This window comes from Georgenia sp. SYP-B2076 (assembly GCF_003991205.1).
Taxonomy (GTDB): domain Bacteria; phylum Actinomycetota; class Actinomycetes; order Actinomycetales; family Actinomycetaceae; genus Georgenia.
Map to the genome: position 1 here is coordinate 1 of NZ_RXOZ01000016.1, position 24891 is coordinate 24891.

Sequence of the window (24891 nt, forward strand, 5' to 3'; positions counted from 1 at the left end):
TCGTCGCGCACGTCGATGCCGACGCCGAAGGCCGCGGCGACGGCGTCGGCGGTGATGTCGTCGTGGGTGGGCCCGATGCCGCCCGAGGTGAACACGTGGGTGTGCGCGGAGCGGAGGGCGCCCAGGGCGTCGACGATGACGTCGTGGTCGTCGGGCACGACGCGGATCTCGCGCAGGTCGATCCCGACGCGGGTCAGCTCGCCGGCGAGGTGGTAGGCGTTCGCCTCGCGGGTGCGACCGGAGAGGATCTCGTCCCCGATGACGAGGATGGCGGCGGTGGGGTTCGGCATGGTCGCAGCCTAGGGCGGCGCGGCACCACGGCGCTGGTCTCCCGCGCCGCCCACCCCGCCACTGAGGTCGGTCGGGGGCCGGCAAAGACACCCGAAGTGGGCCCCCGCGGCGACGCCCCACGGCGAAGGTCGACCCGGAAGGAATGCGGCCATCGCCCTCGGCCAACTCGCTGACACGGCGCTCCGGCACGGGCATCCTTGGCGCTCTGGGGCGTCTGCTCGGATCCGGAGCCATTCATGTCGTTGATCGCAGACCCGTCCGCCGGCCGCGGCACGGACCAGGCGGCGCTGTCCTTCGCGCGCACCCTCGCCGCGGGCGCGATCGGCGGCGGCCTCGTCGGTCTGCTCGTCGGCGGCGTGCTCGGCCGACTGCTCATGCGGCTCCTGGCCGTGACGTCGCCGCCGTCGGCGCAGGGCCGGCTGACCGACGACATCCAGCCGGTCGGGCAGATCTCCCTGAACGGCACGTTCTCGCTCTTCGTCACCACCGTGGCCCTCGGTGCGATCGCGGGGATGATCTTCCTCTGGGTGCGCCGTGTGCTGCCGCCGTCCCGGCGGGCCCGGTCGGTGCTGTTCGCGCTCTTCACCGGCAGCATCGGCGGCGCGATCCTCGTCCACGACCATCCGTCGTTCGACTACTCGGTACTGCGCCCGGAGTGGCTCTCCGTCGTCTCGTTCGTCGCCATCCCGATGCTGTTCGGGCTCCTCGCCCCATCGCTCATCGAACGGCTGGAGTCGCCGGGCGGCTGGGCGCGCCGCGGGCCGGCATGGCCGGTGATCGGTGCCGGCGTGGCGGCACTGAACCTCGCCCTCGTCGTCGTCGCGCTACCCACAGCCGCCGCGTTCGGGATCTACCTGTCCCACACCGCTCGCGCGGCGTGGCGGAGCGACGCCGTCACGGTGGCCGGCCGGGGCTTGTTCGTCCTCATGGTCGCCTGGGGCCTCTACGGGCTTACCGCCGACGTCGTCTCCATCGCCACGGACACGCCGTCGACCGCGCCGCTCAGCCCCTGAGCGGCCACCGGCCCGCGGGCTTCGCTACGGGCCGGTGATCTCCGCGAGCCGGGCACGGAGGAGACGTTCGACGACGTCGTCGGGGAGTGGGCGCTCGGCCGAGAAACGCACCGTGCCCTTGGACAGCGAGTAGCCCGCCAGGTCTCCGCGCACGGTGTCGATCGCGGCAGGCGAGAACGGAAAGAGGGAGAGGTGCTTCGCCGCGGCGACGACGCTGACCAAGGGCTTGCCCGCCACCTTCAGGGCCGGCATCCCGTAGCTCATGCCGTCCTCGGCGTCCGGCGCGAGACGCCGGGCGATGTCGATCACGTGCTGGAGGGCCTCGCGCGACGGCGAGGGGACCCCCGCGAGGGACTCGTCGACGGTGCTCATCCGTCCATCATCGTGCAGGGCGCCGACCGCACCACCGGTCGGGGTTTGTTCCGATCTGTACCTGCCGTAGTCCCTGCTCCCGGAGCCGACGACGGTCCTCGTCGACCCGCTCGCCCCTCCTGGCCATGACTCCACGGTACGTGTCACGCCTTGCTGCAGGTAGTAGGTGTGGACGGCGGGCGCATCCACGCCTCACGCGATGGCCGCGAGGCGGGGGAGCAGCCCGCCCACCGCCTCCATGGCCTCCTGGCGGACGACGTACCGGGTGATGCCCCACCGGCGGCGGTGCTCACGGACGGCGTCGACGATCTCGTCCTCGGTCCCGAGGAGCACGTAGGGCACGGCGAGGAGGTCCTCCGCGCGCGCCCCCGCACGCTCCGCCAGCTCCGCGGCCACCGCGCCGGCGTCGTCCGTGACGGTGACCTGCTGGACGAGCGCCTCCAGCGCCGGGGGCCGGTCGCGCCCGGCGGCGCCCTCGGCGACGAGCGAGGCCTGCGCGTCCACCTCCGCCGGCGTCCAGCGCACCGCGTGCTGGTGCCCGTCCGGGAGCGTGCGGCCGAGGCCGCTCAGCCCGACCACGTCCGCGTGGGCGCCGGCGTACCGCAGCAGCGCCGAGTTCGAGGTGCCGATCGTCAGCGGGATCCGCTGCACCGGGCGCGGCGCGTGCAGCCGTGCGCCGTGCAGGCGCACCGGCCCGTCCGCGGTCACCTCCTCGCCGGCCAGGAGCGCCCGGACGCCCTCGACGACGGCGATGCACCGCGCCACCCGCCCGGCGACGTCCGGGCGCTCACGGCCCACGGCGCGCCACTCGGCCGGCGTGTGGCCCGCCCCGAGACCCAGCCGTGCCCGGCCGCCCGAGACGACGTCGAGCGTGGCCACGTCCGCGGCGATGTGCGCCGGCTCGCGGACCCCGCCGTTGGTGACGTAGGAGCCGAGCCCGAGCCTGGTGGTCACGGCCGCCGCGGCGGCGAGCGCGACGAACGGCGCCGCGACCGCGCCGGGATGGTCGGGCGCGGTCAGGGCGTCGAAGCCGAGCTCCTCGGCCCGGCGGGCGGTGTCGAACCACGCCGCGGCGTCACCGGTGGGCCAGGCCTGGAGCGAGACGGTCGCCATGGGGCCAGCCTGGTGACGCGGGCGGGCGCGCGCACGCCGGGGGCATCAGATCGGGACCCTGGTCCCTGGTGACCCCCGGGTGCGGCGGCGCACCGTGGAGGCGAGGAAGCCTCCCATGACCGCCACCATCGAACGCCTGACGCCCCACGAGCTCGTCGAGGTCTGGCCCGGCCGGCGCGGCTGGCCCCAGACCATCGGGGCGCTCGCCGTCGTGGAGGGCGCCCCGCTGCGGGGCGCCGACGGCACGATCGATCTCGAGCTGCTCCTGCCCGCCTTCGGCCGGGTGCTCGCCTGGCCGCGCTTCCGGCAGGTCCTGCGCGAGCCGGGTCTCGGGCGCGGGGGACCGGTGTGGGCGGACGACGGCGACGTCGACGTGGCGCGGCACGTCGCCGTCGTGCCCGTGCCCGCCCCCGGCGGCGACGCCGCCCTCCTGGTCACCTGCGCCCGGCTGTACGAGCAGCCCCTCGACCCGGCCCGGCCGCTGTGGCACGCCTGGGTGCTCACCGGTCTCGCCGAGGGGCGGGTGGGGCTGCTCGTCGTCGTCCACCACGCCCTGACCGACGGCGCGGGCGCCCTGGCGGCGGTCGGGTCGATGTTCGATCCTGCGCCGGGGGAGCCGGCGGGGCGCCCGGCGACGGCGGTGCCGGCTCCTCGGCCCGGCCCGTCCGGGGCCGAGCTCGCCGCCGACGCCCTGCGCCGCCGCCTCCAGGGGCTGCGGGCGGCGGTGGGCGCGCTGGCGCACCCGCGGGCCGTCGCCGCCCGGGCGGGGGAGAGCCGCGAGGCGCTGCGCGGGTACGCCCGGCACGCCCCGCGCACCAGCCTCAACCGCCGGGTGGGCCGGCGGCGGGCGCTCAACGTCGCCCGGTTCGACCTCGCCGCCGTCCGGGCCGCCGCCCACGGCCGCGGCGCCACGGTCAACGACGTCCTCCTCGCCGCCCTCGCCGGCGGCCTCCACGACCTGCTCGGCGCCCGCGGCGAGCTCATCCCGGGCATGGTCATGCGCGCGTCCGTCCCGGTGGCCGGGGTGCCCGCACCGGGCCGCACACAGAACGCCCGCACCGGGATGCTCGTGCGGCTCCCGGTCGGGGAGGACGACGCCGAGCGGCGCCTGGCCGCCGTCGCCGCCGACACCCAGGAGCGCAAGCGCCACCCGGTCGACCTCGGCCGCTCCGGCCTGCTCAGCTCGCCGCTCGTGCTGCGCGGGGCCGTGGCCCTCGCCGCCCGGCAGCGAGTGTCGAACATCTACCTGGCCAACCTCGCCGGGCCGCCCGCGGCGGTGTGGCTCGCTGGGGCGCGGGTGCTGGAGCTGGTGCCGCTCACCAACGTCGTGGGCAACGTCGGGATCAGCGTGGCGGCGCTGTCCTACGCCGGGCGCCTGGCCGTGACGGTGACGTCCGACCCGGAGCTGCACCCCGACGTCGGCGTCTTCGTCGGCGGGCTCGTGCGGTCGGTGGAGCGGCTGGCCGTGCCGGTCCGTTGACGGCGCGGGCGGGTTCTTGGAGGCTGGGCCGTCTACCGACACCGAGGGACGGTTTCCATGGGGACGATCGCGGTTCACGAGTTCATCGCGCTCGACGGCGTGTACGAGAACCCGAGCTGGACGTTCGAGTACGGCTTCGACCCGAAGATGGGCGAGACCCTCGGCGCGATCACGCGCGCGGCGACCGCGATCCTGCTCGGCCGGAAGACCTACGAGATGTTCGCGCCGGCGTGGTCGGGGCGGACGGTCGAGGACGACCCCGGCGCGCCGTTCTTCAACGACACCCACAAGTACGTCGTCGCCTCGACGGAGCCGAGCGTGGAGTGGGGGCCGTCGACGCGGCTGCCGTACTCCCCGGACGCGATCCTCGGGCTGAAGGCGGGCACCGACGGCACGATCTACGTCTCCGGCAGCGGCACCCTCGTCCGTGCGCTCCTGCGCGACGGGCTCGTCGACGACCTGCACCTGTTCGTCTACCCCGTCGCCCGCGGTACGGGGGCGCGGCTGTTCGAGGACGGGGGCGAGCCGACCCGGCTCGCGCTGAAGGAGCACGACGTCTACGACAACGGGGTCGTGCATCTGAACTACGGGCGGGGCTGACACGCACGACCAGGCGGAACCCTTCGGGGCCGCCGCGCCTCGCTCGTCCACCGGTACAAGCAGCCATGCTGTGCGGGTGGGCATCGACGACGTGCTGGCTGCGGCACGGGTGGGCGTCCAGCGGCTGGAGCCGCTGGAGGTGATGGCGGCGGTCGCTGCCGGGGCGCTGCTGGTCGACACCCGCACCGAGTCCCAGCGACGTGACCAGGGCGAGCTCCCGGGGGCGCTGGTGATCGACCGGACGGTGCTGGAGTGGCGCCTGGACCCGGCCTGCAGCTGGCGGATCCCCGAAGCGACCAGCTATGACCTGCAGGTCGTGGTGGCCTGCCGCCAGGGGTACAGCTCGAGCCTGGCAGCGGCGTCCCTGCGCGCGGTCGGTCTGCACCGGGCCACCGACATGATCGGTGGCGTGCAGGCGTGGCGGGCCGCCGGCCTGCCGACGAGCCCGGGCCCGGCTGACGTACGTCCGTGATCTGAGCGCTCGGCGATCCCTCGGGGCGTACCCGCTCGGCAACGCCTCTCATCATCGGGCGATAGCCCTACAGGTCGTCGAGGACCAACATCCACGCCTATGAGCGCGCCGATGGCACCCACCGCTACGACATGCGCTCGGCCTTCCACGCACTGTCCAACACGGCGCCGGGTAACGATGCAATAACGGCGTTGACAGTTTCGGTCGGTTCTGGGAATGTTCCCATCACGCAGTTGGAAACGTTTCCAACCGCACTCTTCAACGAGGAAGGGAAACCCATGACGCACCCGCGGGCCACGCTGCCGCAGGTCGCCGAGCGTGCCGGCGTTTCTCTTGCCTCGGCTTCCCGGGCGCTGAATGGCACGGGTGCGAGCAAGGCGATGGTCGAGAAGGTCCGTGCCGCGGCAGAGGAGCTGGGCTACCACCCGCAAGCCATGGGTCGCTCGCTCCGGCTTCGACGGACGCTTCAGATTGCGTTCGCCGTCGCCGACATCGGTAACCCCGTGTACGTGGAAATGATGACGGCGATCCAGGCCGTCGTCGCCGAGCATGGCTACCGCCTCGTGGTGGCGACCACGGGAGACACCCCCGAGTCCACCATCGAGCTCGTCCGCAGTGTCAGCGCGGGTCTGGTTGACGGGCTTGTCATCAGCCCGCTGCGCGTGAACGAGGCGCTGGTGGCAGAACTTGTGAGCTCGCAGCTACCGGTGGTCGTCATCGGCCGTTCGTTGGAGGGCGACCACCTCGATTCCGTCTCGACCGACTCCGCCGGCGGCATCGGCCAGGCGGTCGAGCACCTCCTCGCGCTCGGCCGGCACCGGATCGGCTTTGTCAACGGTCCGGTGGACACCACTCCTGGTGAGGCTCGCCAGCGGGGATTCGACGCCGCGGTCGGTCGGTTCGGCCTCGCGAGGGAGACGGTCGACACCCAGATCGCCGACGACTTCACCGTGGCCTCGGGCCTCGCGGCTGCCACGACGCTGCTCCGCCGCCATGGCGGCGGTGACGCCCAGCTTGACGCCATCGTTGCCGCCAACGACCTGCTCGCCATCGGCGCCATCAGGGCCGCCCGCGAGCAAGGTCTGCGCGTGCCCGAGGACCTCGCAGTCACCGGCATGGACGACACGGAGATCGGTCGGGTCTTTCTGCCCAGCCTGACCAGCGTCTCGCTGCGTTCGAGCGAGCGCGGTCGTCGCGCCGCCGAAATCATGCTCGCCCTGCTCGAGGACCCCGGTCACCACCCGCAGAACGTCCTCGTCGAGCCAGTGCTGATGGCTCGGGAATCCACAGCGGCCAGCCAATCGGCCGACCTCGCCCAGGAGGAGAACGCATGACAGCGCCGTCACTGGCCAGTGGCAGCCGCGAGGCGGCGCCCGTGCCGCGCCCGCCGAGCCCTCGGCGCCCCGTCAAGGTGGGTGGGGTCGGGCGCGCGAAGCGCCGGGAGGCCATCGCCCTCGTACTGCCTTCGCTGCTACCGATCCTCATCTTCTCCGTCGCGCCGCTCGTCGTGGGTGTTCTTCTGGCTTTCACCGACGCCCGCCTCGTGCGTCGCCCCGAGTACGAGTTCGTCGGCATCGACAACTTCAGCCGCCTCGTCGACAACGGCTTCTTCTGGGAGTCGTTCCGAATCGGTCTGGTGTGGGCGGTGTCGGTCACTCTGCTGCAGCTGGTCGCCGGCATGGGCCTGGCCCTGCTGCTCAACTCTGACCTGCGGCTGCAGGGCCTGACCCGCGTGCTCGCCCTCATCCCGTGGGCCATGCCGCCGGTCGTCGTGGCGATCATGTGGCGGATGATCTACTCCCCGAACGCCGGACCCCTCAACGCGTTCCTCGGCTCGGTGGGACTCCCCGACGACATCAACTGGCTCGCCAACTTCGACACGGCGCTGCCGGCCGTCATCGTCGTCGGCGTCTGGCTCGGGATGCCGCAGACCACGGTCACCCTCCTGGCGGGGCTGCAGCAGATCCCTACCGAGCTCTACGAGGCGGCCTCCATGGACGGGGCCGGCGCGTCGCGGCGGTTCGTGAGCGTGACACTGCCGAGCCTGCGGCCCATCGTCACCTCGATAACGTCGCTGAACTTCATCTGGAACTTCAACTCGTTCAGCCTCGTCTACGTGCTCACCGAGGGCGGCCCTGGCGGCAAGACCATGCTTCCGATGCTCTTCACCTACCTGGAAGCGTTCAAGAACCGCAACATCGGCTATGCCGCCGCCATGGGCGTGGTGCTCGTCGTCGTGGTGGTGCTGTTGCTCGCGGCCTACCTGTGGTCGCAGTTCCGTGAGGAGAAGGAGCGCTGATGCGTGCAGTCGTCAAGCCGGCGCAGTACGCCGCGCTGTTCTTCTACATCCTTTTCCTGGGCTTCCCGCTGCTCTGGCTCCTCTCGGCGTCGGTGAAGTCCTCGGGCGAGCTGAACTCCCTCACGGTCAACCTCGTCCCGCAGGAGTGGCGCTGGGACAATTTCTCGACGGCCCTCGATCGGCAGGGGCTCGTGCGCTCGGCCGGCAACTCCGTGGTCGTGGCCCTCGTCTCCACGGCGCTCGTCATCCTCATCGCCCTGCCCGCGGCATACGCGCTCGCCCGCTTCAAGGGCTTGCTCCGCACAGTCGGGACGGGATGGATCCTGGTGAGCCAGGTGTTCCCGGTGATCCTCATCATCCTGCCGCTCTTCCTCATCCTGCGGACGATGAACCTCACCGACTCCCTGGTGGGCCTGACCCTCGTCCACACCACCTACACCTTGCCTTTCGCGCTGTGGATGCTCCAGGGATACATCTCCGCGATCCCCAACGAGCTCGAGGAGGCCGGGGCGATGGACGGCGCCGGCCGGGTAGCAGTGCTCGCTCGGATCGTTTTCCCGCTCCTCATGCCCGGCGTCGTCGCCACGGCCATGTTCTCGTTCGTCTCGTCATGGAACGAGTTCTTCTTCGCGCTGGTGCTCCTCCAGTCCCCGGAGAACTACACCCTGCCCATCACTCTGAAGATGTTCGTCGGAGGCGAGGGCAAGGTCGCCCTCGGTCCGCTCGCGGCCGGCTCGGTCATGGCCGCCATACCCAGCATCGTCTTCTTCTCGATCATGCAGAAGAAACTCACCGGCGGGCTCCTGTCCGGTGCCGTCAAAGGTTGATCCCCCTCTCTGCTGAAAGGCAACCGATATGAAAATGCGTGGCGCTTCCATCGCAGCAAGCCTCACGGCCGGCGTCCTCTTTCTCTCCGCCTGCGGAGGGGGAGCCGGAGGCAGTGACGAGGCCACCGACGGCGGCCCCGCGGGGGAGGGGACTCCCATCACCCTCGAGTTCCAGTCCCTCTCCGACCAGCCCGCCGCCATCGAGGCCACCGAGAGCATCGTGGCGGCCTGGAACAAGGCCAATCCGGATGTCCAGGTGGAGATCGTCCCCGCAGGCTGGGACGGCATCTACGACAAGCTCATCACCCAGTTCAACGGTGGCGCGGCGCCGGACATCATCCACTACGAGGCGGCCAGCATCGTGCCGTTCGCGGTAGACGGCTACCTCGCGGACCTCTCCGAGTACCTGCCGAAGGAGTTCGACGTTCCCGAGGGCATCCTCAAGGCCGTCACCGTCAACGACGAGGTCATCGCCTATCCGACCGAGCTGCAGTCCTACATGGTCTTCGCCAACAAGGCGATGCTCGACGCGGCCGGGGTGGAGATCCCCTCGGGCGAGACCATGACCTGGGACGAGCTGCGCGGGCTGGCCAAGGCCAGCACACTCGATGGCAAGTTCGGCCTCGGTTGGGGCCTGAAGAGCCCCACGGCCGCGTTCATGACCATGGGCCCGACGTTCGGCGGCACCTACTTCGGCGGCACCGGCGCCGACGCCGAGCTCACGATCGGCGACGGCGAGCTCGCCATCCCCCAGCTTGTCAACGCGATGAACACCGAGGACAAGTCCATCCTGCCCGTCACCTTGACCCAGTCGGGCTCGGAGACCCTGGCCTCCTTCTATGCCGGTGAGATCGCGATGACGATCCAGGGCTCCTTCCAGGCGGCCAACATCGCCAAGGACGCGCCGGAGGGCTTCGAGTGGGTCGTGCTGCCGCCGCTGGAGGGGCCGGAGGGAGCCGGGCAGGCCGCCAACCCGCAGACCCTCTCGGTGAACATCGACTCGGAGCACGTCGAGCAGGCCGCCGAGTTCCTCAACTTCTTCACGCAGCCGGAGAACCTCGCAGCGCTCAACGAGGCCGACGCGCTCATCCCGGCGTCCACCTCCGCCCAGGAGCTGATGGCGAAGAACCTCGGCGACGACCCGAACTGGCAGACGGTCCTCTCGTCGGGCCAGCACATGACCGACGCGCCGTACCTGTTCGTCGACGCCTACGCCCAGTGGAAGGACACGGTGGCGACACCTGCGTTCCAGCGCTTCCTCGCCGGTGAGATCGACTCCGACGGCCTGGCGAAGGAGCTGCAGGCCGGCTGGGACGAGATCACCGCCTGACCGACAGGCCGAGGAGCTCTCCTCGGCGAGACATCATCCCGGGGCCGCGCTACTAAGCCGCCGCCCGGCCACGCGGCCCCGGGCGAATCGTGACCTGTGAGCGCGAGCATCCCTCGCCGGGCACCGACGCACGAGCCACACACGAACCAACGGACCAGGAGCAGACACGTGAGCTGGTTGGAAGACCGCGCCGTCGCGGTGATCACCGGAGCCGCGGTGGGCGACGCGCTCGGCGGGGCCACCGAGGGCTGGACCCCCGAGCAGATCGAGGAGCGCCACGGCGGCCGGGTCACCGGCATCGTCGGCCCCTGGTACCCGAACTGGAAGGATGCCCGCCCCATCGCGCCCTACCACAAGGGCGACGGACACATCACCGACGACACCCTCATGACCCAGGCCCTCGTGGAGGTCTATGCCAAGCGCCGCGACCACCTCGACGCCTATGCCGTCGCCGAGGACCTCGTGCCCCTCATGATCGGCGAGCCCCGCTGGATCCCCGAGCTCGAGACCGACGCCCTGATCCTCCAGCGCGTCTTCCTCGCCGAGAAGTGGATCGTCGCCCGCCTGCACTACGGCCACGTCGACCCCCGCGAGGCCGGCGTGGGCAACATCGTCAACTGCGGCGCCGCCATGTACATGGCCCCCGTCGGCATTGCCAACGCCGGCGACCCCGCCGGCGCGTACGCCGAGGCCATCGACATCGCGGGCGCCCACCAGTCCAGCTACGGCCGCGAGGCCGCCGGGGTCTTCGCCGCCGCCGTGGCCGCCGCGCTCACCCCCGGGGCTTCCGTCGACGGCGTCGTCGCTGCTGCCCTCGATGTCGCCCACGACGGCACCTACGATGCCCTCCGTGCGGTGGTCGACGCCGTCGCCGGCACGACGCCGCCGCGCACCGACGACGAGGAGCGCGCCCTGGCGGCCCTCATCCGCGCGGCCGTCGCGCCCTACGACTCCGTGGGCCCGGAGTACCGCAACATGTCCCGCGACGCCCGCCGTCCCTCGCGCACGAAGTCCATCGAGGAGCTTCCCGCCGCGATCGGCTTCGTGCTCGGCCACCGCGGCGACTTCCGCGGTGCCGTGCTCGGCGCCGTCAACTACGGCCGCGACGCCGACTCCATCGCCGTCATGGCCGGTGCCGTCACCGCCGCGCTGGGCGGCACCCCCGTCGTGCCCACCGAGTGGCTCGACCAGATCGAGACCGCCAGCCGCATGGACATCCGCGCAACCGGCCGGCTCATGGCAGGGGCCGCCGCGGACATCCTGCGCGCCGACGCCGAGCGTGCTGAACAGCGGCTGCACGTTCTGGGCCGGGTGGCCGAGCGGCAGGGGAGTGAGGTGGCGTGAGGCTCACCTGGGCCCAGCCCGAGGACCTGCTCGCGCACGAGCTGGTCCAGTCGGCCGCCGAGGGCAAGGACACCGCCGCCGTCGTAGCCCGGTGGGAGGCGGCCGGCGGCAGCACGGTCCCCGCGGTCAGCGGCGCCAGCGCCATCCCGGCCCCGCCCGAGCGGCGCGCGCTGGCCCGCGAGCTGCTGGGTGAGCTGCAGGACCTGGCGGCCGCGCCCGCCCCGGCCGAACCCGACGACTGGGAGGAGATCGCCGCCCTCCTGCCCGCCGCGCCCCGCCTGGCAGCACCGCGACCGGCCGGACTCGACCGCCGGGTGCGCGGCGGCTGGACCGGTCGTGCCGCCGGCTGCCTGCTCGGCAAGCCCGTGGAGAAGATCCCCCGGCACGGCATCGAGGAGATCCTCCGTGCCACCGGCCGGTGGCCGCTGGACCGCTACTTCACCGCCGTCGGCCTCGCTGACCACGTCGCCGCGCGCTGGCCGTGGAACCGGCGCAGCGCCCCGACGTCCCTGGAGGAGAACATCGCCGGCATGCCCGAGGACGACGACCTCAACTACCCCCTCCTCGCGCTCGACCTCCTCGAGCGCCGCGGCACCGGCTTCACCACCGAGGACGTCGCCCAGCTCTGGCTGGACAACCTGCCCGCCGGCCGGGTGTTCACCGCGGAGCGCGCCGCCTACCGCAACATCCTCGACGCCCGCCCGGTGCCCGAGACGGCCACGTTCCTCAACCCCTTCCGGGAGTGGATCGGCGCTCTCATCCGCACGGACGTCTACGGCTGGGTCACGCCCGGCGACCCGCGCGCCGCGGCGCGCCTGGCCTGGACCGACGCGCGCCTGAGCCACACCCGCAACGGCATCTACGGCGCCATGTGGGCCGCGGCGCTCTGCTCGGCCGCGATGGCCCGCGACACGGTCGACGAGGTCCTCGACGCCGCCGAGAGCGTCATCCCGCCGGGCAGCCGCCTCGCCGCGGCGGTCAGCCTCGGCCGCCAGACGGCCGCCGAGACCGAGGACGTCGCCGCCGGGCTGGACCGACTGCACGCCGCCTACGGGCACCTGCACTGGGTGCACGTGCTCAACAACGCCGCTGTCATAGCCTACGCCCTCGCCGCCGGTCGCGGCATGTTCGGGCCGAGCGTGGCGATCGCCGTCACAGCCGGGTGGGACACGGACTCGGCAGGCGCCACGGTCGGCTCGGTGCTTGGCGCCCTCCTCGGGCCCGACGGCATCGGGGAGCAGTGGACCGCGCCGATCGACGGTCGTATCGCCACGTCCCTGCCCGGCGGGGACCAACGGCGGATCGAGGACCTCGCGCTGCGCACGCGGCGCCTGCAGGAGGGAGCCCGGTGAGCGGCCACGTCGTGGTGGTCGGCAGCGCGAACGTCGACCTGGTGGTGGACGTCCCGCGACATCCGGGCCCGGGAGAGACGATCCTCGGCGGGGAGCTGGTCCGTAGCCCCGGCGGCAAGGGCGCCAACCAGGCGGTCGCCGCAGCCCGCGCCGGCGGCGCGGACACCACCTTCCTCGGGGCGTTGGGCCGCGATGATGCTGCCGAGCTGCTGCTGGCCTCGCTCGAGCGCGCCGGGGTGCACACCGACCTGGTCGCGCGCCCCCACGCCGGCACCGGCACCGCGCTCATCAGCGTGACCGCCGACGGCGAGAACGCCATCATCGTCGCGCCGGGCGCCAACTCCCTCCTCACCGTCGACGACCGTGCCGCCGCCCGGCTCGCGCAGGCGGACGTGGTCCTCGCCCAGCTCGAAGTGCCCCTGGAAACCGTGCTCGCCGCCGCCCGCGCCCGCCGGCGCGGCGCGGTGTTCGCGCTCAACGCCGCGCCCTCCCGAGACCTGCCCGCGGACGTGTGGGCGGAGGTGGACCTGCTCATCGTCAACGAGCACGAGGCCGCCGACCTCGCACGCACGACGGGCGGTGAGCAGTCGGCCGCCGAGGCGCCCACGGAGCTCGCCATGGCCCTGCTCGCCCGGGTGCCCGCCGTCGTCATCACGCTCGGCGCCGCCGGCGCCCTGGTGGCCGAGCGCGGCGCCGACCCCGTCACCGTGCCCGCCCCCCGCGTCACCCCGGTGGACACCACCGGCGCGGGGGACACCTTCTGCGGCGTGCTCGCCGCGGCCCTGGCCCACGGCGAGCCGCTCGCCGTCGCCGCCCGTCGCGCCGCCGCCGCGGGCGCGCTGGCCGTCACCCGGCCCGGCGCCCAGGCCGCCGTCCCGACGGCGGATGAGACCGGGGCGCTCGCCGCCCAGACCTACGCGCCCGTGGTGGAGCCGTGACCTACACCTTCGACCCGCTCGTCCCGCGACCCATCGACCTGCCCACCCTCGTCCCGCTCGACGCGGTCGCGCGCCTGGAGGACCTGGACGAGGCGAAGATCTTCGCCGCCCCGGACGACCCGGCCGACTGGCCCGCCTGGCGCGCGCGCCTCACCGCCTGGCGGGAGGACGCCCGCGCCCGCCACCACTACGACGGCGCCGCCTACGAGCGCCCGCAGTCCGCCTGGGCCGCCCGCTGCTTCTCGGTCGCGCAGGTGTGGCTGTGGGACGAGCTGCTCTTCGACTTCGGCGCGCAGCGCTTCACCCCGGACCGCTTCCTCGCCGACGCCCACGAACGCCTCGGCGGCCTCGACGCCGTCGTGCTCTGGCACGCCTACCCCGTCATCGGCATCGACGGGCGCAACCAGTGGGACCACTACCGCGACGTCCCCGGCATCGAGCGGCTCGTCGCCGACCTCCACGCCGCCGGTCTGCACGTCTTCGTCGACTACAACCCCTGGGACACCGGCACCCTGCGCGCCACCGGCGACGACGTCACCGAGCTCGCCGCCCTGGTACGCGACCTCCAGGCCGACGGCGTCTTCCTCGACACCCTCAAGAAGGCCGAGCCCGACCTGGTCGACCGGCTCGAGGCCGCCCGCCCCGGCATCGTGCTCGAGGGCGAGTCCAAGCTCGCCGTCGAGCGCATCGTGGACCACTCCGCCTCCTGGGCGCAGTTCTTCGCCGACTCCGCCGTCCCCGGCGTGCTGCGCGCCCACTGGTACGAGCGGCGCCACATGCAGCACCACATCCGCCGCTGGCACCGCGACCACTCCGAGGAGCTGCAGTCCGCCTGGGTCAACGGCGCCGGCGTCATGGTCTGGGAGGTCGTCTTCGGGGTCTGGGTCGGGTGGAACGCCCGCGACGCCGCCACGCTGCGCCGCATGGTCACCCTCCAGCGCGCCGCCGCCGACCTGCTGCTCGAGGGGGAGTGGACCCCGCTCGCGCCCCTCGCCCCGGCCGCGCACGGCGCCGGCGTCCACGCCTCCACCTTCACCCGCGACGGCGTCACGCTCTGGACGCTGGTCAACCGCGGCAAGACCGACTACACCGGCCCCGTCCTCGACGACCCGCCGGCGGGCACGCTCCTCGACCTCACCGGCGGCCCCGCGGCGGGGCGCTCCGACGGGCACGGCGGCGCTCGCCCTGCCGTGACGGTCCCGGCCCGCTCCATCGCAGCCCTGCTGCAGGTGGAGCCGGGCACCCCCCAGCCGTCCTGGCTCCCGGGACTGCGCGAGGACCTCGCCGGGCTCCCGCACGACGGCGACGCGTCCTTCCCGCACCGCGTCGCCCGGCGCCTCGCACCCGAGCCGCCCGCCCCGGTGCGCCGCGACCGGGTGCCGGCTGACGCCGTCGGCGTCCCCGCCGGGGACTACGTGCTCACCGTGCGCTACCGGGCGCGCGAGACCGGCATGTACCAGGGCGCGCCGTACGTGGACGAGTGGAAACCGCTCGCGCCACGGCTGCACGACGCCCGCACCCTGCAACGCACCGGCACGCTGGACCGGCCCATCGCCGTCGCCGCCACCGAGGTGACCAACGCCGAGTACGCCGAGTTCCTCGCCGCCACGGGCTACCGGCCCACGGTGACGCACCGTTTCCTGGGGAACTGGCTCGCCGGTCGCGTGCCCGCCGCAGCGGACGACGCCCCGGTGACCTACGTGGACCTCGACGACGCCCGCGCCTACTGCGCCTGGCGCGGCGGGCGGCTGCCCACCGAGGACGAGTGGCAGCTCGCCGGGCAGACCGGCCGGCTGCGCCGCGGCAGCCCCGCGGTGTGGAACTGGACCGAGAGCGAGCACAGCGACGGCCGCACCCGCTTCGCGATGCTCAAGGGTGGCGCCGACTACGCCGCCGAGGGTTCGGAGTGGTACTTCGACGGCGGCCGCCAGGCGCCGGACTTCACCGCCAAGCTGCTCGTGCCGGGGCTGGGCGTCACCCGCAGCCCGAGCATCGGCTTCCGCTGCGCCTGGACCCTGGAGGATCGATGACCGTCTCGCGCGACAGCACCGACGGCGCCCTCGCCGGCCTGAAGGTGGTGGACGCCTCCACCCTCTTCGCCGGCCCCATGGCCGCCATGCACCTCGGTGACATGGGCGCCGACGTCATCAAGGTCGAGCACCCCACCAAGCCGGACCCCTCCCGCGGGCACGGCGCCGCCAAGGACGGCGTCAACCTGTGGTGGAAGACCCTCGGCCGCAACAAGCGTGCCGTCACCGCGAACCTCGGCTCCGACGGCGGCCGGCGGGTCTTCCTCGCACTCGCCGCCGAGGCCGACGTGGTCATCGAGAACTTCCGCCCCGGCACCCTGGAGCGGTGGGGCCTCGGCTATGACGAGCTGGCCGCCGCCAACCCCGGCCTGGTGCTCGCCCGGGTCAGCGGCTTCGGGCAGCTCGGCCCGTACCGCACCCGGCCCGGGTTCGGCACCCTCGCCGAGGCGATGAGCGGGTTCGCGGCCATGACGGGCGAGCCCTACGGGCCACCCACCCTGCCGCCGTTCGGCCTGGCCGACGGCGTCGCCTCCCTCGCCACCGCGTTCGCCATCATGATCGCCCTGCGCTCGCGGGAGGCCACCGGCCGCGGGCAGGTGGTGGACGTGGCGATCATCGAACCGATCCTGGCCATGCTCGGCCCGCAGATCACCCGCTGGGACCAGCTCCGCACGGTCCAGCCCCGGTTCGGCAACCGGTCCGTCAACAACGCACCGCGCAACACGTACCGCACTAAGGACGGCCAGTGGGTGGCGGTGTCCACCTCGGCGCAGTCCATCGCCGAGCGGGTGATGCGACTCGTGGGCCGGCCGGAGCTCATCGACGAGCCGTGGTTCGCCGTCGGTGCCGAGCGGGCCCGGCACGCCGACGAGCTCGATGAGGCGGTGGGCGGCTGGATCGCTCGGCACACCCGGGAGCAGGTGGTGGCCGCGTTCGAGAAGGCACAGGCTGCCGCCGCGCCGATCTACGACGCCGAGGACATCGTGGCCGATCCGCAGTTCCAGGCGTTGGGCACCATCCACGACATCGAGGACCCCGAGCTGGGGCCCATGAAGATGCAGGGCCCGCTGTTCCGGCTCTCCGGGCACGACGGCGTCATCGCCTTCACCGGCCGCCCGCACGGCGCCGACACCGACACCGTGCTGGGCGAGCTCGGCTTCTCGGCCGAGGAGATCGCCGCCCTGCGGTCGGAGGACGCGATATGAGCGCCTCGGTGCTGACGCTGCTGTATGTGCCCGCGGACCGACCCGACCGGGTGGCCAAGGCGCTGGCCTCAGAGGCCGACGTGGTGATCGTGGACCTCGAGGACGCCGTGGCCCCGGCGCACAAGGATCTCGGGCGCGAGCAGGTGGCCCGGCTGCTCGCCGGGGTCGACCGGCCGGTGCAGGTGCGGGCGAACCACCCGGCGACGCCGTGGCACACCGCCGACGTCGAGGTGGTGGCGGCCCTGCCGCCCGTGGTCGGCGTGCGGGCACCCAAGGTCGAGTCCGCCGATGAGGTGCGCCGGCTCGCATCCCAGGTGCCCGGGCGGGCGCTGCACCTGCTCATCGAGTCCGCCCTCGGGGTGGAACACGCCTTCGAGATCGCGACGGCCTCGGACCAGGTGGCCACGCTCGGCCTGGGGGAGGCCGACCTGCGCTCAGACCTGAGGGTCGACGACGACGCCGGGCTGGCGTGGGTGCGCTCGCGGATCGTCACCGCCGCCCGCGCGGCCCGGCTGCCCTCGCCGGCGATGTCCGCCTACCCGAACGTGAAGGACGTCGAGGGGCTCATCGCCTCCTGCCACGCCGGACGTGCCCTCGGGTTCCTCGGCCGGGCGGCCATCCACCCCGCCCAGCTCGCGCACATCCAGCAGGCATTCCGGCCCAGCGAGGTGGAGGCCGAGAAGGCCCGTGCCGTCGTCGCACGAGTGGGCGAGGCCCACACCGAGGGCGTCGGCGCGATCGCGCTGGAGGACGGAACGTTCCTCGACGTCGCGATGGTGGAGCAGGCGCGGGCGGTGCTCGCGCTGACGGAACGGACGGGCCCCACGCCCGGCTGAGGAAGCTCGGATCAATTCTCAAAGGGGAGAAGATGCAGCAGCTCAAACGCAGAAGGACCGTCCGGCGCGCACTTGGCGCCCTCGCCGGCGCGGTGGTCGCCGTCGCGGGCATCACCGTCGCCCTGCCCGCGCTCGCCGCTGAGACCGGCACGCTCGTCACGGCCCAGGCGCCCTCGTCCGCGACCGGCGCCATCGACTAAACCGTCTACCTCCCGCCCGGCTACGACGACGACGCCGAACGCCGGTACCCGTCCGTCTACCTGCTGCACGGGCGGGGCGATACCCAAGCTGCCTGGCAGCGCGTGAGCGCCGACCTGGACGAGCTCATCAACGCCGGCGCCATCCAGCCGATGGTCGTGGTCATGCCCGACGCGCCGTGGAACGCGCGCGGCAGCTGGTACACCGACTCCTTGTACACCGGTGACAAGAAGACCGGCGCGGGAGCGGGCGTCCCCGTCGAGACCGCCTTCACCCGTGACCTCGTCGACCATGTCGACGCCACGTACCGCACCGTCGATGACCGCGAGGCCCGCGCCGTCGGCGGGTACTCGATGGGCGGCGCCGGGGCCTTGCGGTTCACCCTCGCGCATCAGGACACCTTCTCGGGGGGCATCGTGCTGAGCCCCGCGGTGTACGTCCCCCAGCCGCCCGCCGACTCCTCGACCCGCGACTACGGCGCCTACGGGGCGAAGCACAAGCTCTTCGACAAGCACCGCTACACCGAGCTGAGCTACCCGACCGCCCTGGAGGCACTCGACCCGGCGTTGCCGGTGCACCTGTTCATCGCGGTCGGCGACGACGAGTGGGCCAACCCCGACCCCGCCGACGCCAGCCACGACCTCGACTTCGAGGCCGCGCAGCTGTACAACACCGCCCGCCGGGTCGACGGCGTCACCGCCGAGCTGCGCGTTCTCGACGGCGGGCACGACTGGGACGTGTGGCAGCCGGCCTTCCGCGAGGGCATCGTCGATGTCTCCGCGCGGCTGCGCACCGCGGCCGCGGAGCCGTGGGCGGCCGAGCTGCTCGGCACCACCGGTGATGACCGCGCCGGTGGCCTCCTCGTCGACGCCGATGGCGGCACCACCGTGGCGGTGAACGCGGCGGGGTCGCTCGCCGGGCTCCCGCACGCCGGCGGCCTGGACGTCGCGCTCCTTCGGCGCTCCGCCGACGGCGCGACCACGTGGCGGCACACCCTCGCCACCGGCGCCAACGATCGCGCCTACGGACTGGTCGCCGGTGATGGCGGTGCCACCTTGGTGGCCGGCTACACCCGCGGCAACCTCGATGGTGCCCACCCGTCGGGGGCGTTCGACGACGCGTTCGTCGCGGCCGTCGACGCGGCGGGCCAGCGTCTGTGGACCACCCAGTTCGGCGACGGCGCCGCCGCGGACCGGATCTACGCCGCCGCGCCCGACGGCGCCGGCGGTGCGTACGTCGCCGGGTACACCTCTGGCAGCGTGGCCGGGGTGAGCGCCGGAGACAAGGACGCGCTGCTCGCCCGCGTGGACGGGGCCGGGGAGCTGCTGTGGGCCCGGCAGGTCGGCGGCCCGGGCGAGGACAAGGCGCTCGCGCTCGGGCTGGGGGCCGACGGCGGCGTCTACGTCGGTGGAGTGGCCGCGCAGGCGATGCCCGGCGGCACCCACGCGGGCGCGAACGACGCCTGGCTCGCCCGGTACACCGCCGACGGCGGCCAGGAGTGGCTGCAGCAGTTCGGCACGACCGGGAACGACCAGGTCAGCGGGCTCGTGGTCCGCGCGGACGGGACCGCGGTGGCGGTCGGGCACACCCGCGGATCCCTCGCCGGCGAGTCAGCGGGCGACAACGACGTCTTCGCCCGCGCCGTCGGTGTGACTGGCGCGGAGCTCTGGACCACGCAGGCCGGCACCGCCACCGACGACCGCGGCGTCACCGGCGTGCTCGGGCAGCACGGGTCGGTGCTGCTCGTCGGCAACACCTACGGGGCCATGGGGACCGCGGTGGGCGGCGTGGACGTGTTCACGCTCCAGCTCGGTGCTGACGGCGCCGCCGGCGAAGCCCGGCAGGTCGGGTCCGTGGACCGCGACGGCGCCGATGACTTCGATGACCCCAACCTCTTCGCCGCCACGGGGCCGGGAGCCCTGTGGCTCAGCGGGCTGACCTACGGGGCGCCGGAGCGGGCGACGAACGCCGGAGCCGGTGACGTGTTCCTGATGAAGCTCGCAGGAGGCGTGGTTCCGTAGCGGCGCGCTGACCGGCTGCGCGCCCGGGCGTCTCGCCCGACAGACGTGGGGGCACAGCGGCTTGTAGACGAGCTGCTGGTGATGCCTCGTAGCGGATCGGGCGTCGTGTCTGTCCACACGGACGAACCCCGGGCCACGCTGGCCGTCGCGGTCGAGGTTGACCACCTCGTGCCCGCGGCGGCCAGCTCACGGACGACGGTCCTGCCCAGCTTCCCGGAGCCCCCGGTGACGGCGATGCGCATGACGGCCGTTCTTCATCATGGCGGTGCCGATGGCGGTGCCGATGCGTTCGGCCGTGGGCCTCACGCCGCCGGCGGTGCCGTTGCCCGTGCGGGAACCTGCCGGCTGGGCGGACGGCGCCACGAACGTCCGCCCGTTCGAGGTCACCGGCCTCGAACGCGGACGAGGCTCTGGTGGGGGCTCTCGCCGTAGGTGCTGCGGTAGAGCTGGGCGAACCGGCCCAGGTGGGCGAAGCCCGAGCGGTGCGCCGCCTCGGCCACGGTCTCGGGCACCTCCCCGCCCTCCCCGGTCAGGCGGCGGTGAGCCTCGGCGAGCCGGATGCCTCGCAGGAGCGTGGTCGGCGTGAGACCGAACCGCTCCATGACCACCCACTGCAGTTGACGCACCGACAGGCCCACCGCGCGTGCGACGTCCGGCACCGTGACCGCGCTCCCGTGGTTCTCCGCCAGCCAGGCGCGAGCCGTCTCTGCGTGCGCCGTGGACACCCTGGCCGGAGCGCTCGCCAGGAGGCCGGTGTGGCTGTGCGGGACGGACAGCAGCGCGGCCGAGAGCAAGGTCTGTTCGAGCGAGCGTGCGGCGGCGTCGGGCAGGTCGGCACATCGGAAGAGCGTCTCCGCGACGCTCCGGCAGGCGGTGTCGAGGTACTCGGACGGCAGGGGCGGCCGCTCTGCGGAGCCGGCGCGGAACTCCAGGTCGCCGTCGGGCGGTGCGCCGGTGAGCGCCTCGAGGTGGTCGCGCAGGCGGCCGATCTCCGTCGCGACGACGAGCGCTCCGTCCCAGGGCTGCGGCGCCATGAGGGTCCGGCGGCCGGTGTGCAGGACGAACGGGGACGAGCGGACCTGGTTGACCGCATGCACGCCGACGCCCATCGGACCCAGCGGCAGCGTGAGGACGAAGCGACCGCCGGTGGGGCCGGCCTCGACGAGGACGTCCGCCCCGTAGCGGACGAAGACGACGTTGGTCCCGGCCGCCTCCGAGGCGCCGACCACGCCGTCGAGCTCTCCGCCTCGCAGGGTGATCTCGTGGGGCGTCGCCGCGTGCGCGACCGACTCGCGGAGCTCGTCCAGGCGGCGGGTGCGCACCTCCAGCGCGGCGCCCGCGCCGCCCGTGGACGGACGTTCCGACGCCGTCCCGGCGCGCTTGCCGGCAGGCGGGGCCTGAGGCGCAAACGGCACCAGAGGGGGCCTGACCGACGGACTGGGGATCAGAAGGATCACCGCCTTCCCAAGGATGTGATCATCCATCACATCCTTGTGGGCGTCCAGGGCTCCGGACCGACAGGTAGCCCGTTTACGCCCCAGCCGGGGCGCACCGCCCGCGTCCCGAGGGGGACGAGGTCGGCGGCCGGTGCGCCCGGGCGTCAGCTGACCACGCTCGGCTCCGTCTCCGGACGGCGCAGGCTCACCTCGCTCTCGTCGTGGCGCAGGCTTTCCTGGCTCTCAGGACGGCGTGTGCCCTCGAGCTTCTCGAGGAGCCGCTCCGTGATCGCGCGGTAGTTGCTGGGGTCGGCCGGCAACAGCCACTCCCGGATCCGCTGCGCACGCGGGATGGTGATCCCGATCTCCGCGAGTGTCTCGTCGACGTTGTGCATGGAGAACGGGATGAGGTTCGTCCCGCGGGCGTGGTGCCCCTCGGTGCGCTGCTCCATCCACCGCAACCGCTGCTGCACCTGCCGGCGGCGTTCCTCCACGGGAGGCAGCACGCTCCGGCCCATGAGGTAGTTGGCGATCCACAGCGCCGCGACCTCGGCGGACAGCGGCGAGTAGAAGGAGGAGTTGTAGCCACAGAAGGCGAGGCCAGGCACGTCGTGCGGGAGCACGTAGCGGTACAGCTCGAAGTTGCCGCGCTCGTCGGTGAGACGGTCCTGGAGTTCCGGGCCGAGGAACGGCACGCCCTGCCGCCACCCCGTCGCGGCGACGACGACGTCGGCCCGCCGCGTCGAGCCGTCGGCCAGCTCGGCCATGGGCAGGCCGTCCTGGGCGAACAGCCGCACGATCCGGCTGTCCCGGACGACGTCGATCTCGCCCGAGGCCGCCTTGGCGAAGAACCCGTCGCTCGTGAGGCTGACGGTGCTGCGCGCGATGCGCTCGAACCCACCGACCGGGACCAGGCCACTGCGGGTGAGCCGCAGCTGCCTGGTGGCCACCGCCTGCAGGCCGCCCAGCATGCCGTCGCGGACGGCCTTGCCCCTGCCGTGGAGAAACGCCTCGATGCCCTTCGTGTGCTGGTACTCGAAGAGGGCTTCGCCGAGTCGGGTGAGCATCAGGTACTTGTAGTTGAGCAGGCCCAGAATCTTCTTCGGCATCTTCCAGATGAGCTGCCGCGCAACGACGGACGTGCTGGCGGCCGATCCGCTGATCGCGGAGGCGATGTCGCACGCGGACTTCCCGTACCCCACGACGATCACGTGCCTGCCCTCGACCTCGGAGACGTCCCGGACGTCCGACGGCGTGCACACGCGTCCGCCGGCGGCTTCGAAGTCCGGCCGACCGGGGTAGGAAGGCGTGAAGGCGTCGGAGAAGATGCCGTTCGCGACGACGAGGAAGTCCGCTGACTCTTCGGCCTCGCCGGCCGGGCCGCGGGTGCGGATCCTCCACCGTGGACCGCTCTCGTCGAGGTCGGCCCCGATGACCTCGGTGCGCAGGCGCGTCTTGCCCATCAGCCCGAATGTCCGGGCGTAGGTCTCCAGGTACTGCTGGACCTGCGCCCCGCTGGGCCACTCGGGAAAGTGCTTCGGCATCGGCAGGTCCGAGAGCGCGTACGTGCCCTTGTTGTTCTGGGTGGACAGGCCCGGGTAGCGACGCGTCGAGCTCCATACGCCGCCGACGTCGGGTGCCTTCTCGTAGATGATGACGTCGTGCCCGAACTGCGTGAGGACCTTCCCGGCGGCGAGGCCGGCGAAGCCGGCCCCGATGATGGCGATGCGCATCTCAGTGTGCTCCTTCGACGGCGAGCTGGGGGATGGCGGCGACGCCCTGCTCCGGCCCCATGGCGGAGTACCCGCCGTCGGCCGCCCAGTCGGCGCCCGTGACCACCGAGGCGGCGTCCGAAACCAGGAAGGCGACGACGCGGCCGACCTCGACCGGATCGCCCACCCGGCCGGTGAGGTGGAACGGCGCGGCCACGCGATCCGTGCGTGTGCGGTCCCCCTGCGAGAGGGTGTCCATGATCTTCGACCAGGTCCATCCGGGGCTGACGGAGTTCACCCGGATGCCGTCGGCGGCGAGGTCCATGGCCATGGACCGGGTCACCTGGACGAGGGCCGCCTTCGTCGCCGGGTACACCCAGCGGCCGGTCTGGGCGACCTTGCTGGAGATCGACGTGAAGTTGACGACCGCTCCGTGACCGCTCGAGGCCAGGGCCGGGCGCGCCGCCCGAGTCATCATCACGGCGCTGGCGACGTTGACGTCGAAGGCCGCCAACCAGCCGGCCCGGTCGGTGTCGGCGCCGTCGTCGAGGTAGCTGCACGCGAGGTTGACCAGGACGTCGATCCCGCCGTGCACGCGGACCACGCCGGCGACCAGCTCGCCCACCCGGGCGTCGTCCGTGATGTCGGCGACGACGACCTGGATCCGGTCGCCGAGCTCGTCCGCGATGTCCTGTGCGCCGCCGGCGTCGATGTCCACGACGACGACGGTGGCGCCCTGCTCGTGGAGCGCGCGGACGACGCCGTGACCGACGAGCGTCGCTCCTCCGGTCACGACGGCGACGCGGCCGTCGAGCGATGCTGTCATGGCGAAGCCCTCCCATTCCGGCCGCCTCGTCGCGGCCTCACCCGACGGTAGGGAGGCATCGGATGCCGGGCTATCCGCTGTGCGCGGCGGGGCTGTCCAGATCACGCGCCCGATTTGGCCCAGAGGCGCGGGCCTCCCACGTACGATCGGCGAGGATGTCGGGCGACGGGGCGGTCTCTCAGACGGGAGGTGCATCGCGTGAGCGAGGCGGCCTCCGAACGACTGGAGCTCGCGACCAGGGACGTCGACGCTGCACGGGCCGGTGTGGGGGAGCTCTTCTGCCCGCACCGCCTCGAGCCGCACTCGCCCGGGCGTGGCGTGGATCTGTCCCTCCGCTCGGTTCGTCTTGGCGGCCTCGCGATCGTCGAGATCGACTACGGCGAGGCCGTCGAGATCCTGCCCCAGGAGCTGGACACGTTCTACCTCGTGCAGATCCCGCTGAGCGGCACGGCACGCATCGAGCAGGGCAGGGAAGAGATCGCCTCCGACCCCTCGACCGCGTCCGTCCTCTCACCGGTCGACCGCATCAGAATGTCTTGGCACGCCGGTAACCCCCAGCTCGTGGTCTACATCGACCGCGCGCTGCTGGAGTCGGAGCTGACCAGGTTGCTCGGCCGCCGGTCGGGCGCGCCGCTGCTCTTCGAGCTGGCGATGTCCACCGGAAGCCCGCAGGTGCGAGGCTGGCTCCGGACGGTGCGGTTCCTCTGGGAGGAGGTGACCAGCGGTAGCGCGCTCCTGGCGCAGCAGGCCACCGTCGACGCCCTGAGCCGGGCGGTGACCACGCAGCTGCTCGAGACCCAGCCGCACACGTTCACCGACGGCATCCGGCCGGTGCGGCTCGCGCCGCCCAGCGTCGCGCGGCGAGCCGTCGACCACATCCACGCTCACCTGGGTGAGGCGCTCGTCGTCGCCCGCATCGCCAAGGAGGTGGGGACGAGCACCCGGGCGCTCCAGGAGGCGTTCCGCCGCGAGCTCGACACCACTCCCGTCGCGTTCGTGCGGGAGCTGCGGCTGACCCGGTCCCACGAGATGCTGCGGCGTGCCGACCCCGGCGCGACGACCGTCACCGAGGTGGCCATGGGCCTCGGCATCACGCATCTCGGGCGGTTCTCGGTGGACTACCACCGTCGCTACGGCGAGCCTCCCTCGGCGACCCTCCGGCGCCGCTAGGCCCCACCGCACCGGCGCGCGCCGGT

The 24891-nt window shown here is 73.0% G+C and carries 22 protein-coding genes and 1 pseudogene; 17 read left to right on the forward strand and 6 right to left on the reverse strand.

Going from position 1 to position 24891, the window contains the following annotated elements; all coding sequences use genetic code 11:
- The coding region (locus tag EJK16_RS08850) for a molybdopterin-binding protein (protein ID WP_240645900.1) at window positions 1-290 on the reverse strand (290 nt) is incomplete at its 3' end.
- A gap of 237 nt (window positions 291-527) precedes the next feature.
- Here EJK16_RS08850 and EJK16_RS08855 point away from each other — a divergent pair.
- A complete protein-coding gene (locus EJK16_RS08855; protein WP_127128459.1) occupies window positions 528-1304 on the forward strand; it encodes a hypothetical protein in 777 nt (258 codons plus the stop codon).
- Window positions 1305-1328: 24 nt separating this feature from the next.
- Here EJK16_RS08855 and EJK16_RS08860 read toward each other — a convergent pair whose 3' ends face one another.
- Window positions 1329-1676: an iron chaperone gene (locus EJK16_RS08860; RefSeq protein WP_127128461.1), complete on the reverse strand. Its 348-nt coding sequence runs from the start codon at window positions 1674-1676 to the stop codon at window positions 1329-1331.
- A gap of 192 nt (window positions 1677-1868) precedes the next feature.
- Entirely contained in the window at window positions 1869-2789 is a 921-nt protein-coding gene (locus EJK16_RS08865; protein ID WP_127128463.1) for an LLM class flavin-dependent oxidoreductase, read from the reverse strand.
- A gap of 115 nt (window positions 2790-2904) precedes the next feature.
- Here EJK16_RS08865 and EJK16_RS08870 point away from each other — a divergent pair, with 115 nt between their 5' ends.
- From EJK16_RS08870 to EJK16_RS08935, 15 genes and pseudogenes are all read left to right on the forward strand, one after another.
- Window positions 2905-4269: a wax ester/triacylglycerol synthase domain-containing protein gene (locus EJK16_RS08870; RefSeq protein ID WP_127128465.1), complete on the forward strand. Its 1365-nt coding sequence runs from the start codon at window positions 2905-2907 to the stop codon at window positions 4267-4269.
- 57 nt (window positions 4270-4326) lie between these two features.
- Window positions 4327-4869, forward strand: coding sequence for a dihydrofolate reductase family protein (locus EJK16_RS08875; protein WP_127128467.1), 543 nt, complete (start codon window positions 4327-4329; stop codon window positions 4867-4869).
- Between the two features lie 76 nt (window positions 4870-4945).
- Window positions 4946-5341 carry a rhodanese-like domain-containing protein gene (locus tag EJK16_RS08880; protein ID WP_240645901.1) on the forward strand — a complete coding sequence of 132 codons (396 nt, stop codon included), beginning with the start codon at window positions 4946-4948 and terminating at the stop codon, window positions 5339-5341.
- A 278-nt stretch (window positions 5342-5619) separates the two neighbouring features.
- Window positions 5620-6675 carry a LacI family DNA-binding transcriptional regulator gene (locus EJK16_RS08885; RefSeq protein WP_127128471.1) on the forward strand — a complete coding sequence of 352 codons (1056 nt, stop codon included), beginning with the start codon at window positions 5620-5622 and terminating at the stop codon, window positions 6673-6675.
- Window positions 6672-7640 carry a carbohydrate ABC transporter permease gene (locus EJK16_RS08890; RefSeq protein ID WP_127128473.1) on the forward strand — a complete coding sequence of 323 codons (969 nt, stop codon included), beginning with the start codon at window positions 6672-6674 and terminating at the stop codon, window positions 7638-7640. Before EJK16_RS08885 ends, EJK16_RS08890 begins: the two co-directional genes overlap by 4 nt.
- Window positions 7640-8467 (forward strand): carbohydrate ABC transporter permease, encoded by an 828-nt coding sequence (locus EJK16_RS08895; protein ID WP_127128475.1) that lies wholly within the window; start codon window positions 7640-7642, stop codon window positions 8465-8467. Before EJK16_RS08890 ends, EJK16_RS08895 begins: the two co-directional genes overlap by 1 nt.
- A gap of 34 nt (window positions 8468-8501) precedes the next feature.
- Window positions 8502-9797 (forward strand): ABC transporter substrate-binding protein, encoded by a 1296-nt coding sequence (locus EJK16_RS08900; protein ID WP_240645902.1) that lies wholly within the window; start codon window positions 8502-8504, stop codon window positions 9795-9797.
- A gap of 168 nt (window positions 9798-9965) precedes the next feature.
- A complete protein-coding gene (locus EJK16_RS08905; protein WP_127128479.1) occupies window positions 9966-11141 on the forward strand; it encodes an ADP-ribosylglycohydrolase family protein in 1176 nt (391 codons plus the stop codon).
- On the forward strand, window positions 11138-12493 hold the full coding sequence (locus EJK16_RS08910) for an ADP-ribosylglycohydrolase family protein (RefSeq protein WP_127128481.1): 1356 nt from the start codon (window positions 11138-11140) through the stop codon (window positions 12491-12493). Before EJK16_RS08905 ends, EJK16_RS08910 begins: the two co-directional genes overlap by 4 nt.
- Window positions 12490-13431 carry a ribokinase gene (locus EJK16_RS08915; protein WP_127128483.1) on the forward strand — a complete coding sequence of 314 codons (942 nt, stop codon included), beginning with the start codon at window positions 12490-12492 and terminating at the stop codon, window positions 13429-13431. The genes EJK16_RS08910 and EJK16_RS08915 overlap by 4 nt, the downstream gene beginning before the upstream one ends.
- Window positions 13428-15461 carry an SUMF1/EgtB/PvdO family nonheme iron enzyme gene (locus EJK16_RS08920; protein ID WP_127128485.1) on the forward strand — a complete coding sequence of 678 codons (2034 nt, stop codon included), beginning with the start codon at window positions 13428-13430 and terminating at the stop codon, window positions 15459-15461. Before EJK16_RS08915 ends, EJK16_RS08920 begins: the two co-directional genes overlap by 4 nt.
- A complete protein-coding gene (locus EJK16_RS08925) occupies window positions 15458-16666 on the forward strand; it encodes a CaiB/BaiF CoA-transferase family protein (protein ID WP_127128488.1) in 1209 nt (402 codons plus the stop codon). The genes EJK16_RS08920 and EJK16_RS08925 overlap by 4 nt, the downstream gene beginning before the upstream one ends.
- Window positions 16663-17502, forward strand: a complete 840-nt coding sequence (locus tag EJK16_RS08930; protein WP_127128490.1) for a CoA ester lyase — start codon at window positions 16663-16665, stop codon at window positions 17500-17502. Before EJK16_RS08925 ends, EJK16_RS08930 begins: the two co-directional genes overlap by 4 nt.
- Window positions 17503-17534: 32 nt before the next feature.
- Window positions 17535-17702 carry a hypothetical protein gene (locus EJK16_RS19525; RefSeq protein ID WP_164737249.1) on the forward strand — a complete coding sequence of 56 codons (168 nt, stop codon included), beginning with the start codon at window positions 17535-17537 and terminating at the stop codon, window positions 17700-17702.
- Between the two features lie 15 nt (window positions 17703-17717).
- Window positions 17718-19721, forward strand: a pseudogene (locus EJK16_RS08935) (alpha/beta hydrolase); the annotation flags it as partial.
- A gap of 383 nt (window positions 19722-20104) precedes the next feature.
- Here EJK16_RS08935 and EJK16_RS08945 read toward each other — a convergent pair.
- From EJK16_RS08945 to EJK16_RS08955, 3 genes are all read right to left on the reverse strand, one after another.
- The gene (locus tag EJK16_RS08945) at window positions 20105-21136 is read right to left on the reverse strand and encodes an AraC family transcriptional regulator (RefSeq protein ID WP_164737250.1); all 1032 of its coding nucleotides are present in this window, start codon (window positions 21134-21136) and stop codon (window positions 20105-20107) included.
- Between the two features lie 185 nt (window positions 21137-21321).
- Window positions 21322-22890, reverse strand: coding sequence for an NAD(P)/FAD-dependent oxidoreductase (locus EJK16_RS08950; protein ID WP_127128497.1), 1569 nt, complete (start codon window positions 22888-22890; stop codon window positions 21322-21324).
- Window position 22891: 1 nt separating this feature from the next.
- Window positions 22892-23695 carry an SDR family oxidoreductase gene (locus EJK16_RS08955; protein WP_127128499.1) on the reverse strand — a complete coding sequence of 268 codons (804 nt, stop codon included), beginning with the start codon at window positions 23693-23695 and terminating at the stop codon, window positions 22892-22894.
- A gap of 198 nt (window positions 23696-23893) precedes the next feature.
- Here EJK16_RS08955 and EJK16_RS08960 point away from each other — a divergent pair, with 198 nt between their 5' ends.
- Entirely contained in the window at window positions 23894-24865 is a 972-nt protein-coding gene (locus tag EJK16_RS08960) for an AraC family transcriptional regulator (protein ID WP_127128501.1), read from the forward strand.
- The last annotated feature ends 26 nt before the right edge of the window (window positions 24866-24891 follow it).